The sequence below is a fragment of the Streptomyces sp. NPDC090741 genome (assembly GCF_044769045.1).
Classification (GTDB): domain Bacteria; phylum Actinomycetota; class Actinomycetes; order Streptomycetales; family Streptomycetaceae; genus Streptomyces.
Genome location: NZ_JBIVXF010000008.1, coordinates 288,077 through 300,692 on the forward strand (window position 1 = coordinate 288,077; position 12,616 = coordinate 300,692).

Consider the following 12,616-nt stretch of genomic DNA (forward strand, 5'->3'; position numbering starts at 1 on the left):
TGCACGGGTGCTGACTCTGCTTCCCCCGCCGGTCAGGCGGCTTGCCGCCTGGTGCGTGGTCGCCCTGCTCGTCACCGGCGTGGTCGCCGTCGGCGTGTGGCTGTGCATCACCTTCAAGACCGCCGTCACGCCCGTTCTCCTCGCGCTGCTCGGGGTCGCCCTGCTCGGGCCGATGCACCGGCGCCTCGTACGGATGGGGGTGCACCGCTCCCTCGCCGCCGCGCTCACCTGCCTCGGCGTGGTCGCGGTGTTCGGCGGGGCCGGGTACGTCGTGGTCCACGCCCTGATCGGCACCGGAGACCAGATCCTCGACTCCCTCAAGCAGGCCGGACAGGACCTCGCCGAGCGTTTCGGGCCCGCCGGCACGTCCCTGGAGGACCTGGCCTCGAACGCCAAGGCGCTGCTGGCGAAGTTCGGCGGTACGGCCGCCTCCGGCGTCATCACCGGCATCAGCGTCGTCGGCGAGATGCTCGCCACCGCCGTCCTCGCCCTCCTGCTGATGTTCTTCTTCCTGCGCGACTCGCACCGCGCCGCCGCCACCCTGCGCTCGCTCGCGCCCCGCGCCACCGGCGACACCGTGGAGGCGATGGCCCGCCGTGCCTTCGAGGCCGTCGAGGGCTTCATGCGCGGAACCACCTTCATCGCCCTGATCGACGCCGTCTGCATCACGGTCGGGCTGCTCGTGCTCCGCGTCCCCGGTGCCGTCGGACTCGGCGCCCTGGTGTTCGTCGGCGCGTACATCCCGTACCTGGGCGCCTTCATCTCCGGCGCGGTGGCCGTCCTCGTCGCCTTCGCCGAGCGGGGATGGGTCATCGGCCTGTGGGCCGTGGGCGTGGTGCTCGCCGTACAGGTGCTGGAGGGGCACATCCTGCAGCCCGTGATCCAGAGCCGGACCGTCCAGATGCACCCCGCCGTGGTCATGCTCGCCATCACCGCCGGCGCCAGCGTCGCCGGAATCCTCGGCATGCTGCTGTCCGTACCGCTGACCGCCGCCGCATTCGGTGTGGTCTCGGAGATCCGCGGGCGGTACGCGGGGGCCGGGCGCGCCGAGTAGCGACGTTTTCCGGACAACCGTGAACCGGCCCCCCGCACCGGAGCCGCCCCTCAACGGGGTGCGTGCGGCAGGGGTGTTCTGGCCGGTGCCGCTGGGCGACACCACCGTACGGTCCGCCCCGGTCGCGGGGGCGACCGGCGAGCGGATCCCCGTCGTCGCCGCCTCCCCGGGGATGCTGCGCGCCGCCGGACTGACACTGGGCTCCGGCCGGGCGTACGACGCCTTCCACGACGGGCGCGCCGAGCAGGTCGCGGTGGTGGGCTCGGCGATGGCGGCGCGGCTGGGCATCACGACGGCGGAGAGCCGCCCCGCGGTGTTCATCGGCGAGCACCCGTTCACCGTGATCGGCATCGCGAGCGGCGCGGACCGCAAGCCGGACCTACTGCTGTCGGTGATCGTGCCGCGGGGTACCGCCGAGCGGCTGTGGGGGCCGCCGGAGAACGCCCAGCGGGCCCGGATGCTGGTGGTGACCGAGCTGGGGGCAGCCCGCCGGGTGGCCGCGGAACTGCCGCTCGCGCTGCGCCCGGACCATCCCGACTGGCTGACGCCCGCGCCGCCGCCGGACCCGAAGACGCTGCGCGCGGGGGTGACTTGGGACCTGGACCAGCTGTTCCTGCTGCTGGCGGCGATCTGCCTGGTCATCGGGGCGGTCGGGATCGCCAACACCACGCTCGTCGCGGTGCTGGAGCGGACCGGGGAGATCGGGCTGCGCCGGGCCCTGGGGGCGCGCGGGCGGCACATCACCGCCCAGTTCCTGGCCGAGTCCGCCGCGCAGGGCGCCGTGGGCGGGCTGGTGGGCACCACGCTCGGCACCCTGACCGTGGCCGGGGTGGCGGCGCTGCGCGACCGGACCCCGGTGATGTCACCGCCCACCGTCGCCGTGGCGCCGCTGAGCGGACTGGTCACCGGGGTCCTGGCCGGCCTGTACCCGGCGTGGCGGGCCTCCCGTACGCAACCGGCGGAGGCCCTGCGCCGCTAGGCCGTGTCTTTCGGACACATGCCGGGCCAGGGTTGCTACGAGTGCTGGTCGGCCGACTTCGTGCGCTCCCGGGCGGTGGTGGGGATGGTCCCCAGCCGGCCCGCCTGGAAGTCGTCGAAGGCCTGCTGGAGCTCCTGCCGGCTGTTCATGACGAACGGCCCGTAGTGCGCCATCGGCTCCCGGATGGGACGCCCGCCGAGGAGGACGACCTCAAGGTCCGGGGTGTTCGAGTCCTGGGCCTCGTCCGCCCGCACCGTGATCGAGCCGCCCTCGCCGAAGACCGCCGTCTGCCCGGTGTGGATGGGCCGCCGGTCGGTGCCGACGCTGCCGCGGCCGGCCATGACGTACGCGAGGGCGTTGAAGTCCTCGCGCCACGGGAGGGTGACCTTCGCGCCCGGGGTGACGGTCGCGTGGATCATCGTGATCGGGGTGTGGGTGATGCCGGGGCCGGCGTGGCCGTCCAGGTCACCGGCGATCACGCGGAGCAGGGCGCCGCCGTCGGGGGTGGACAGCAGCTGGACCTGGCCGCCGCCGATGTCCTGGTAGCGCGGGGGCATCATCTTGTCGGAGGCGGGGAGGTTCACCCACAGCTGGAGGCCGTGGAAGAGCCCGCCGGACACGACGAGGGACTCCGGCGGGGCCTCGATGTGCAGGAGGCCGGAGCCGGCCGTCATCCACTGGGTGTCACCGCCGTTGATGACTCCGCCGCCGCCGTTGCTGTCCTGGTGGACGAAGGTTCCGTCGATCAGGTACGTGACGGTCTCGAAGCCGCGGTGGGGGTGCCAGGGGGTGCCCTTGGGCTCGCCGGGCGCGTACTCCACCTCGCCCATCTGGTCCATCATGATGAACGGGTCGAGGTGCTGGTAGTTGATCCCTGCGAACGCGCGGCGCACCGGGAACCCCTCGCCCTCGAACCCACCCGGGGCGGTCGTGACGGCCAGCACCTTACGGGCGGCGGTCTCCTGAGCGGGCTCGGCGACGCGGGGGAGCGTCAACGGGTTCTCCACAGTCACTGCAGGCATGGTCGGAACCTCCTTCTGCGTCGAGTTTAGTTGAAACTCGAACTTTCTGCCACACCTCACAGAACAGAAGGGGCCCCGGGGACATTCCCCCCGGGGCCCGAAGCCTCTCACCTGCACATATGCGGTTACGGCGTAACGACGACCGAGTTGATGGGTGTCAGGTTCACCCACCAGAGCTCGTCCTGGTACATGGTGTAACAGGTCCCCGTACCGTTCCACCCGGTGCACAGCTTGAACTTCCAGCCGCCGGTCTGGTTGTTCTTCACGTAGTGGTAGTTGTTCTGGTTGCTCAGGTTGTAGGTCCGCGCCTCCCGGTAGGAGTTGGTCGGGCCGGTGTCGAGCGCCGCGCCCGCCCCCCAGATGCAGGCGTCGCCGGACCGGCAGCCGTAGAACGTCTGGTCCGAAGCCGACGCCGGCGATGCCGCCAGGACCCCCGTACCCAGCGCCAGGACCCCGGCGGCCGCCAGCGCGGCGAGCTTCGTTCAGATCGACATGCGTGACGACATGCGTGACATCGCGTCTCCCTGGTCCGATCAGTGGAGCGGGGCCCCGCGTCCGTCCCCCGCAGCACTGATATTCGAGACCCCCGGCATCGGGCGCGATCCTTTCGGGCGTGCCCGAAAGGATCCGTGGTCAGCCGCCGCTGTGCAGCAGGTCCACGCCCAGCCCGGTGGCCGCGTGGAGGACCGCCTTGCCGTCCCGCTCCGTGGTGATGAGCCCCGCCGCGCGCAGCGTGCGCGTGTGTTCCGAGACCGACGGCAGGCTGATGTCCAGGTCCCGGGCCAGCTCGCTCGTGGTCCGCTGCTCGATCAACAGCTGGAGTACGGCCGCCCGGGTCCGGCCCAGCAGCGCGTCCAGCGCACCTTCCGCCCGGCCCGGTTCGACCAGGGGCAGCGGGGTCATCGCCGGGTAGTGCAGGACGTGCGACCCGTCCGGCAGGTCGGCCAGCAGCGGGCGCCCCGTCCAGAACGCCGAGGGCATCAGCATCAGGCCGCCGCCGCCGAGCCGGACCTCGTAGTCCGGTGGCAGGCCCACCTCGAAGGCGGTGTCCGACCAGGCCGCCGCCGGATGGATGCCCGTCAGGCACGCCTTGATGCCGTGGGCGGCCAGCAGCCGGGTGCGCCAGGCGACGTCCGCCCGGAAGGACTGACGGATCTGCGGCCACTTCGGGGCCACGACCACCTCGTACGCGCAGCGGATCGCCCCGTCCAGCAGGTCCCACGCCTCGCGGTCCTGACCCCACAGCGCACGCAGCCAGGACGCCCGGCCGGGGGCACGGGCGGCGGTACGGTGCAGCTGGTCCGCGGTCAGCAGGGGACCCGCGTCCCGTACGGCGGCCAGCCCCGCCTCCAGGGTCCGCGCGACGGGCTCGACGAACTGCGGATTGTCGCCGTCCGGCCGCAGCAGATCGAGCAGCGGGCGCGCCCGGTCCGGTAACTCCCGGCTGATCCGGCCGCGCCAGCGGCCGAAAACGGCCTGCTCGTCCACGCGCTGCCAGGCGATCAGCGCCATCGACAGCTCCACCAGCGGCAGCGGCTCGCGCGCGAAGGTGACGTTGAGCAGGTCCTCCGCCGTGAAATGCACTCGCAGCACGATCCGCCCCCCGGCTTCGGCCTCGATCAGCCGTACATGCGGCGCATCGCGTAGTCGACCATCTGCTCCACGGCCTTCGCGTCGAAGACCATGCGGTGGTCGCCCTCCATGTCGAGGACGAAGCCGTAGCCGGTCGGCAGCAGGTCGATCACCTCGGCGCCCGTGATCACGAAGTACTTGGACTCCTTGCCGGCGTACCGGCGCAGCTCCTTGAGCGTGGTGAACATGGGGATCACCGGCTGCTGCGTGTTGTGCAGCGCCAGGAAGCCCGGGGTCTCACCGCGCGGGCAGTAGACCTTCGACGTGGCGAAGATCTGCTGGAAGTCCTCGGCGGACAGCGACCCGGTCGTGAAGGCCCGCACCGCGTCGGCGAGCGACGGCGGCGAGGGCTCGGGGTACAGCGGCTGCTCGCCGTACCCGCCGGCCATCTGCTGCGGGGCGGCGTACTGCTGCTGCCCTGCGCTCACGTTCTGGTCGTAGCCGTACATAGGGCGAAGCCTACCGAGCACCCCCGGCCCCGTGGACGCGCATTCCCGCCAGGGTTCCGCAGGGCCGCGGACCGGCCGCCCGCTGGTGCGCGGCTTGACCCTGGTCACAGTCGCCACATCAGGGGTTGCTTCTTATTACCCGCGGGTAGCATCATGACATTACCGATTGGTATGTACGAGGAACCTGTCTTCCCGAGCCTTAACGGAGCCGTCGCCATGGGGCACTACAAGTCGAATCTCCGCGACATCGAGTTCAACCTCTTCGAGGTGCTCGGCCGCGACAAGCTGTACGGCACCGGACCGTTCGGTGAGATGGACACCGAGACCGCCAAGAGCGTCCTGTCCGAGATCACCCGGCTCGCCGAGAACGAGCTGGCCGAATCCTTCGCGGACGCCGACCGCAACCCGCCGGTCTTCGACCCGGCCACCAACACCGCGCCGGTCCCGGCGTCCTTCAAGAAGAGCTACGAAGCCTTCATGGACTCCGAGTACTGGCGTCTCGGCCTGCCCGAGGAGATCGGCGGCACCACCTCGCCCCGCTCACTCATCTGGGCCTACGCGGAACTGCTGCTCGGCTCGAACCCGGCCATCTGGATGTACTCCTCCGGCCCGGCGTTCGCCGGCATCCTCTTCGAAGAGGGCAACGAGGCGCAGAAGAAGGTCGCCCAGATAGCGGTCGAGAAGCGCTGGGGCTCCACCATGGTCCTCACCGAGCCGGACGCCGGTTCCGACGTGGGCGCCGGCCGCACCAAGGCGATCCAGCAGGCGGACGGCTCCTGGCACATCGAGGGCGTGAAGCGCTTCATCACGTCCGGTGAGCACGACATGGAGGAGAACATCCTCCACTACGTCCTCGCGCGCCCCGAGGGCCACGGCCCGGGCACCAAGGGCCTGTCCCTCTTCCTCGTCCCGAAGTTCCACTTCGACTGGGAGACCGGCGAGCTGGGCGAGCGCAACGGCGTCTACGCGACGAACGTCGAGCACAAGATGGGCCTCAAGGCCTCCAACACGTGCGAGATGACCTTCGGCGACCAGCACCCCGCCAAGGGCTGGCTGATCGGTGACAAGCACGACGGCATCCGCCAGATGTTCATGATCATCGAGTTCGCCCGCATGATGGTCGGCACGAAGGCCATCGCGACGCTCTCGACCGGCTACCTGAACGCCCTGGAGTACGCCAAGGAGCGCGTGCAGGGTCCGGACCTGGCCAACTTCATGGACAAGGCGGCCCCCAAGGTCACCATCACGCACCACCCGGACGTGCGCCGCTCGCTGATGACGCAGAAGGCGTACGCCGAGGGCATGCGCGCCCTGGTGCTGTACACCGCCTCCGTCCAGGACGCGATCCAGCTCAAGCAGGCCGAGGGCGAGGACGCCTCCGCCGAGATCGGCCTGAACGACCTGCTCCTGCCGATCGTGAAGGGCTACGGCTCGGAGCGCTCGTACGAGCAGCTCGCGCAGTCGCTGCAGACCTTCGGCGGTTCCGGTTACCTGCAGGAATACCCGATCGAGCAGTACATCCGCGACGCCAAGATCGACACCCTCTACGAGGGCACCACGGCGATCCAGGGCCAGGACTTCTTCTTCCGGAAGATCGTCCGCGACCAGGGTGCCTCGCTGAACGTCCTCTCCGAGACGATCAAGAAGTTCCTGGCCGAGGCCGTCGGCGGCGAGGAGCTGGCCGGCGCCCGCGACGCGCTCGCCAAGGCCGCCGTGGACCTGGAGGCCATCGTCGGCCAGATGATCGTCGACCTCACCGCCACCGGCGAGGACGTCAAGAACATCTACAAGGTCGGCCAGAACACCACCCGTCTGCTGATGGCGTCCGGTGACGTGGTCGTCGGCTACCTGCTGCTCAAGGGCGCGGCCGTGGCCGCCGAGAAGCTGGCCGCCGGCGCCCCCGCGAAGGACGTCCCCTTCTACACCGGCAAGATCGCGGCGGCGAAGTTCTTCGCCTCGCAGGTGCTCCCGAACGTCTCGGTCGCCCGCGCGCTCGCCGAGGCCGTCGACAACTCCCTGATGGAGCTCGACGAGGCCGCGTTCTAGCCTCTACGGTCATCCGCCCGACGGCCGGGCCCCGCTGAGGGGCCCGGCCGTCGGCATTCACAGGTTGTCGGTGGTTCGTGGGACGCTCGTAGACATGAGCCCGGCAGAGCAGCACAGCCACAGCAGGGGGTACTCCGTCCCGACCGGGCGGCCGTACGCCCTCAAGGAGCTGCAGGCTGCCCTGGGCAGCCTCGGCGACCATCTGCGGGAGCTGTACGACGGCGCCCACCCCGCCGAGTACGAGACCGTCGCCGACGCCTTGTACACCGCCTTCCAGACGGCCGCCGGGCTCGCGCCCGCCAAGAGCTACACCGGCTGTTCCGAGCACCCCAACGGGGCCCTGGACCCCGAGGCGCCCGACGGCTGGGGCCGCTGCCTGATCTGCAACGACCGGCGCCGCCTCGGGCTGCGCGCCCAGGGCGTCCGCGGCGCCCGCGCGGCGGCCGCCGCCCCGCCCGCCGGGGAGCAGCGCCGGCTGGGCTATCCCGTGCCGGACCCTCCGTACACGCTGCAGTCCCTGCGCGAGCAGCTCCGCACGGTCGAGGACCGCCGCTTCCACCTGGGCTTCTCCTCTCCCCCCGAAGAGTTCGTCCGGATGGCGGACGACCTCCACCGGGCGTTCATCGTGGCCCGCGAGCTGTCCCGGCCGCGCAACGCCTCCGGCTGCTCCGAGCACCCCGGCGCGCCCATCGACCCGGACGCGCCGCCCGGTGAGGCCTGTATCTTCTGCGCCGGACGCAAGAGACGCGCGCAGCGCTCCGCGACGACCCCGGAGATGCTCCCGCGCATCCGCCGGGGCGAGCGCAGGCAGCTGCAGCGCAGATTCGAGCGCCCGCCGGGCTGAGAAGCCGCCGGGAAGTGGACCACACAGCCCGCGGTCCCGGCGTTTCGGCTATCCGCCGCAGTCCGACCATGGCGAACACGACCGTCGTTAAGGTGAACCACATGAGCTCTCCCGCCCGCTTCGACCGCGGCCACACCGACGATCTGATGACCTTTTTGACGGCCAGTCCGTCGCCGTACCACGCCGTGGCCAACGCGGCCGAGCGGCTGGAAAAGGCAGGCTTCAGGCAGTTGTCGGAAACGGACGCCTGGGACTCGGGCAGCGGGGGCCGGTTCGTCCTGCGCGGCGGAGCGCTCATCGCCTGGTTCGTCCCGGAGGGCGCGAGCGCTCACATGCCGTTCCGGATCGTCGGCGCGCACACCGACTCCCCCAACCTCCGCGTCAAGCCGCTTCCTGACACGGGCTCACAGGGCTGGCGGCAGATCGCGGTCGAGATCTACGGCGGCACCCTGCTCAACACCTGGCTGGACCGGGACCTGGGCCTGGCCGGCCGGCTGAGCCTGCGCGACGGCAGCGAGCGGCTGGTGAACGTGGACCGCGCGCTGCTGCGCGTCCCGCAGCTGGCCGTGCACCTGGACCGGTCGGTCAACAGCGAAGGGCTCAAGCTCGACAAGCAGCGCCACATGCAGCCGATCTGGGGTCTGGGCGAGGTCCAGGAGGGCGACCTCATCGCCTTCCTGGAGGAGGAAGAGGGCCTGCCGCAGGGCTCGGTGGCCGGCTGGGACCTGATGGTCCACTCGATCGAGCCGCCGTCGTACCTGGGGCGCGACCGCGAGCTCGTGGCCGGCCCGCGCATGGACAACCTGGTCTCGGTGCACGCGGGCGTCGCGGCGCTGGCCGCCGCCTCGACCGCCGACAAGCTGGACCACATCCCGGTGCTGGCCGCGTTCGACCACGAGGAGAACGGCTCGCAGTCGGACACGGGCGCGGACGGGCCGCTGCTGGGGAACGTGCTGGAACGTTCCGTCTTCGCACGTGGGGGCACGTACGAAGACCGCGCGCGGGCCTTCGCGGGCACCATCTGCCTGTCCTCGGACACCGGCCACGCCGTGCACCCCAACTACGCGGAGCGGCACGACCCCTCGCACCACCCGCGCGCCAACGGCGGCCCGATCCTGAAGGTCAACGTCAACCAGCGGTACGCGACGGACGGCAGCGGGCGCGCGGTGTTCGCGGCGGCGTGCGAGCGGGCCGGCGTGCCGTGGCAGACGTTCGTCTCGAACAACTCGATGCCGTGCGGGACGACGATCGGCCCGATCACGGCCGCCCGGCACGGGATCCAGACCGTGGACATCGGCGTCGCGATCCTGTCGATGCACAGTGCCCGCGAGCTGTGCGGTGCGGATGACCCGTACCTGCTCGCGAACGCGCTGGTGGCGTTCCTGGAGGGCTGACGCCCGTCGTACGGGCCCTCCCGGACCGGAGGGCGGAGCGGGATTCGGCCGGGCGGGTCGATCTTGGGCGGTGACGCGGTGCGATGAACCTATGGTGACACTCCGTCATGTTGTGCTGGGGTTCCGTCCTTCCCGGCCGACGAGGAGAGTCCCGTGCTCCGCCTGTTCCGCCTCTTCCGCATGCCGCGCATCGCGGGCGCCGTGGGCGTCGCCCTCGCGCTGCTCGTGGCCGCCCCCGCGGCGGCCACTCCGAAGCCGCCGCAGTCCCCGGGCCCGTCGTTCTCCCTCAGGGACCCGCGGATCGTCGCGCACTTCGACTTCGAGGCCGGCCAGACGCCGGAGAACATCGCCCTGGAGCCCGACGGCGCCGCCGATCTGACCCTCGCCCTCGCCCGCCAGGTGGTACGGGTGGACCGGCACGGCGGCAAACGGGTCCTCGCGACCCTGCCCGACGTCGCGGACCCGCAGACGCCCCTGCTCGGCGTCGCCGTCGTGACCGGGATCGTCCGCACCCACGACGGCACGTTCTACGTCGGCTACAACACCGGAACGGCGGAGACCGGCATCTACCGGATCACGCCCGACGGCAAGGTCTCCAAACTCGTCGACATGTCACCCAAGGGCTTCGTGAACGGCCTCGCCCTCGACGAGCACCTCGGCCTGCTCTACGCCGCGGACTCCGTCCTCGGCACGGTGTGGCGCATCTCCCTGGGCGGCGAGCCCGAGGTGACGGCCTGGGCCACCGGCGCGGCGCTGGAGCCGACCACCTTCTTCGGCGCGAACGGCATCAAGGTGCGCGACCACGCGGTCTGGGTGTCGAACTACGACCGGGCCGCGCTGCTGCGGATCCCGGTCGACGGGGACGGCTCCGCGGGGAGGATCAGGACGCACGCCACCGGGCTGACGGGGATCGACGACTTCGCGTTCGCCGGGCACGGCGAGACGGTGCTCGCCGCGCTGAACACCACCGCGAGCGAGCTCGCCCTGGTCCGGCCCGACGGCACCCACACCGTCGTGCTGACCGGGAAGGACGGGCTGTCCGGACCCACCTCCGTGGCGGTCCGCCACCACAAGGTCTTCGTCACCAGCGGCGCCTTCCTCACGGGCATCGACCCGAACCTGCTGGTCGCCGACGTGGAGAAGGCCGAAGAGAAGCCCGAGGACCACGGCAGGCACCAAGGCTGAGCCGAAGCCGTACGGCCGGGGCCCACAGCGGGTCCCGGCCGTACGACGTCGTCCAGCCGGATGCTCCTAGGTCGTGTCGTCAAAGTCCCGTCTGGTCGCCCTTCCGGGCGGCCGACGCTACTTTGACGACACTCCCTAGGCGTCCATCCCGGCGAGGACGAGCGGCAGCCGGGTGGCGCCGTCGGCCGTGACGGTCACCGGCACGCCCCAGTCCTGCTGGTGCACGTGGCAGGCCGGGTACTCGTTCGCCGGGTCGTCGTCGCAGGAGGCCGCCATCGCCGAGACGTGCAGCACGCCCTCCGTGACCTCCGGGTTCAGGGCCAGCTCCCGGAACAGGTCCGTCCCGGTCCCCTCGCCGCCCACCAGCAGCTCCGGCGGGGTCGAGGACACCAGCAGCCGTGTCGACGGCCCGTAGCGGGTGTCGAGCTTCTGGCCGGTCGGCGCCTGGAACACCACGTCGAGCCGGAGCGTGCCCGGGGCGACCTCGGTGGCGGCCCGCTGCGTGCAGTGGGCGACGGCGTCGACCCGTACCGCCTCCTCCGGCAGCCGCAGCCGGGTCAGCCGGTGCCTGGCGGACTCGACGACCACGATGTCCTCGCCGACCAGCACCGCGTCGCTGGGCTCCCGCAGGTCGGTGGCCAGGGTGGAGACCTGACCGGTCGCCGGGTCGAAGCGGCGCAGCGCGTGGTTGTACGTGTCGCACACCGCGACCGAGCCGTCCGGCAGCGCGGTCACCCCGAGCGGGTGCTGGAGCAGGGCCTGGGCGGCGTCGCCGTCCCGGTGCCCGAAGTCGAACAGGCCGGTCCCGACGGCGGTCCGTACGGCGTACCCGTCGGCCCCCTCGCCCGCGGGTTCCACGTACCGCAGGGCGCTGTTCTCGGAGTCGGCGATCCACAGCCGGTCCCCGGCGGCCGCGAGCCCGGACGGCTGGGCGAGCCAGGCCTCCAGGGCGGGGCCGTCGTGCAGGCCCTCGCTGGTCGTCCCGGCGGAGACCTCGACGGTCCCGGTCTGCGGGTCCCAGGTCCACAGCTGGTGCACGCCCGCCATGGCGATCCACACCTTGCCCTGCCACCACGCGACGTCCCACGGCGAGGACAGGTCCACCTCCAGGGCCGGACCGGAGGTCGGGGAGCCCTGCCACCACTGGCGGCCGGTCCCGGCGACGGTCTCGACGGCGCCCGTCGCGGGGTCGAAGCGACGCAGGGCGTGGTTGACGGTGTCGGCGACGATCACGGACCCGTCGGGGAGCAGCGCCAGCCCCTGCGGCTCGCTGAAGCCGTCGGCGGTGAAGCCGCGCTCGCCGCTGCCGATGCGCCGTACGACGCTCTCGCCGTCGGGGGCGAGCTCCACGAGCTGGTGCCGCGTCGAGTCCGACACGAGCAGGTTCCCGCCCGGCAGCACGAGGGCCTTCCCGGGGAAGCGGAGGTCGGTCGCGACCGGCTCGGGCGCCACGTACGGCCCGTCACCGCGGCGCAGCGTGCCCTTGGCCGCGTGCTCGGCTTCGAGCTCGTCCACGAGCCGCGCGATGGCGTGCGCATGCCCCTCGCCGGCGTGCTGCGCGACGATGTACCCCTCGGGGTCGATGACGACGAGCGTCGGCCAGGCCCGTACGGCGTACTGCTTCCAGGTGGCCAGCTCGGGGTCGTCGAGGACGGGGTGGTGCACCTCGTAGCGCTCGACGGCGTCGACGACGGCCGCGTGCTCGGCCTCGTGCACGAACTTCGGCGAGTGGACGCCGATGATCACCACGGTGTCGCGGTGCTTCTCCTCCAGCTCGCGCAGCTCGTCCAGGACGTGCAGGCAGTTGATGCAGCAGAAGGTCCAGAAATCGAGGATCACGATCCGGCCGCGCAGTTCGGCGAGGCTCAGATCCTTCCCACCCGTATTCAGCCAGCCCCCCTTCCCGACCAGCTCGGGAGCACGGAGACGGGCACGGCGGGGCGCGGGGGTGTGCGCCGGGGCGGCATCGTTCATGCTTCAAGCTTGCCATCCGCCCGCGAACGCCCCCTCA

At 71.5% G+C, this 12,616-nt stretch carries 10 protein-coding genes and 1 pseudogene; 6 read left to right on the top strand and 5 right to left on the bottom strand.

The window, feature by feature from the left end; translation table 11 throughout:
- Window positions 1-10 precede the first annotated feature (10 nt).
- Together ACIQU4_RS23105 and ACIQU4_RS23110 are read left to right on the top strand one after the other, a co-directional pair.
- Window positions 11-1,054, top strand: coding sequence for an AI-2E family transporter (locus ACIQU4_RS23105; protein WP_403734060.1), 1,044 nt, complete (start codon window positions 11-13; stop codon window positions 1,052-1,054).
- Window positions 1,055-1,103: 49 nt separating this feature from the next.
- A pseudogene (locus tag ACIQU4_RS23110) lies at window positions 1,104-2,033 on the top strand (ABC transporter permease); the annotation flags it as partial.
- Window positions 2,034-2,068: 35 nt separating this feature from the next.
- Here ACIQU4_RS23110 and ACIQU4_RS23115 read toward each other — a convergent pair.
- From ACIQU4_RS23115 to ACIQU4_RS23130, 4 genes are all read right to left on the bottom strand, one after another.
- Window positions 2,069-3,055: a pirin family protein gene (locus ACIQU4_RS23115; protein ID WP_403733742.1), complete on the bottom strand. Its 987-nt coding sequence runs from the start codon at window positions 3,053-3,055 to the stop codon at window positions 2,069-2,071.
- Between the two features lie 125 nt (window positions 3,056-3,180).
- A complete protein-coding gene (locus ACIQU4_RS23120) occupies window positions 3,181-3,321 on the bottom strand; it encodes a hypothetical protein (protein WP_403733744.1) in 141 nt (46 codons plus the stop codon).
- Window positions 3,322-3,688: 367 nt separating this feature from the next.
- Window positions 3,689-4,648 (bottom strand): helix-turn-helix domain-containing protein, encoded by a 960-nt coding sequence (locus tag ACIQU4_RS23125; RefSeq protein WP_403733746.1) that lies wholly within the window; start codon window positions 4,646-4,648, stop codon window positions 3,689-3,691.
- Between the two features lie 26 nt (window positions 4,649-4,674).
- Window positions 4,675-5,136 carry an SseB family protein gene (locus ACIQU4_RS23130; RefSeq protein WP_099890461.1) on the bottom strand — a complete coding sequence of 154 codons (462 nt, stop codon included), beginning with the start codon at window positions 5,134-5,136 and terminating at the stop codon, window positions 4,675-4,677.
- Between the two features lie 216 nt (window positions 5,137-5,352).
- On the opposite strand from ACIQU4_RS23130, the gene ACIQU4_RS23135 reads away from it, so the two are divergent.
- The 4 genes from ACIQU4_RS23135 (at window position 5,353) to ACIQU4_RS23150 (ending at window position 10,605) form a co-directional block, all read left to right on the top strand.
- A complete protein-coding gene (locus ACIQU4_RS23135) occupies window positions 5,353-7,182 on the top strand; it encodes an acyl-CoA dehydrogenase (protein WP_403734063.1) in 1,830 nt (609 codons plus the stop codon).
- 94 nt (window positions 7,183-7,276) lie between these two features.
- The gene (locus tag ACIQU4_RS23140; RefSeq protein ID WP_403733748.1) at window positions 7,277-8,026 is read left to right on the top strand and encodes a hypothetical protein; all 750 of its coding nucleotides are present in this window, start codon (window positions 7,277-7,279) and stop codon (window positions 8,024-8,026) included.
- Between the two features lie 101 nt (window positions 8,027-8,127).
- A complete protein-coding gene (locus tag ACIQU4_RS23145) occupies window positions 8,128-9,420 on the top strand; it encodes a M18 family aminopeptidase (RefSeq protein ID WP_403733751.1) in 1,293 nt (430 codons plus the stop codon).
- A gap of 153 nt (window positions 9,421-9,573) precedes the next feature.
- Complete coding sequence (locus ACIQU4_RS23150; protein ID WP_403733754.1) at window positions 9,574-10,605, top strand: hypothetical protein; 1,032 nt, start codon at window positions 9,574-9,576, stop codon at window positions 10,603-10,605.
- A gap of 135 nt (window positions 10,606-10,740) precedes the next feature.
- Here ACIQU4_RS23150 and ACIQU4_RS23155 read toward each other — a convergent pair whose 3' ends face one another.
- Entirely contained in the window at window positions 10,741-12,579 is a 1,839-nt protein-coding gene (locus ACIQU4_RS23155) for an NHL domain-containing thioredoxin family protein (protein WP_403733756.1), read from the bottom strand.
- Window positions 12,580-12,616 lie beyond the last annotated feature (37 nt).

Excerpts from the sequence above, each read along its gene's own strand:
- ACIQU4_RS23130 (WP_099890461.1), bottom strand. The coding sequence starts at position 5,136 with ATGTACGGCTACGACCAGAACGTGAGCGCAGGGCAGCAGCAGTACGCC.
- ACIQU4_RS23155 (WP_403733756.1), bottom strand. The coding sequence starts at position 12,579 with ATGAACGATGCCGCCCCGGCGCACACCCCCGCGCCCCGCCGTGCCCGT.
- ACIQU4_RS23115 (WP_403733742.1), bottom strand. The coding sequence starts at position 3,055 with ATGCCTGCAGTGACTGTGGAGAACCCGTTGACGCTCCCCCGCGTCGCC.
- ACIQU4_RS23135 (WP_403734063.1), top strand. The coding sequence starts at position 5,353 with ATGGGGCACTACAAGTCGAATCTCCGCGACATCGAGTTCAACCTCTTC.
- ACIQU4_RS23140 (WP_403733748.1), top strand. The coding sequence starts at position 7,277 with ATGAGCCCGGCAGAGCAGCACAGCCACAGCAGGGGGTACTCCGTCCCG.
- ACIQU4_RS23145 (WP_403733751.1), top strand. The coding sequence starts at position 8,128 with ATGAGCTCTCCCGCCCGCTTCGACCGCGGCCACACCGACGATCTGATG.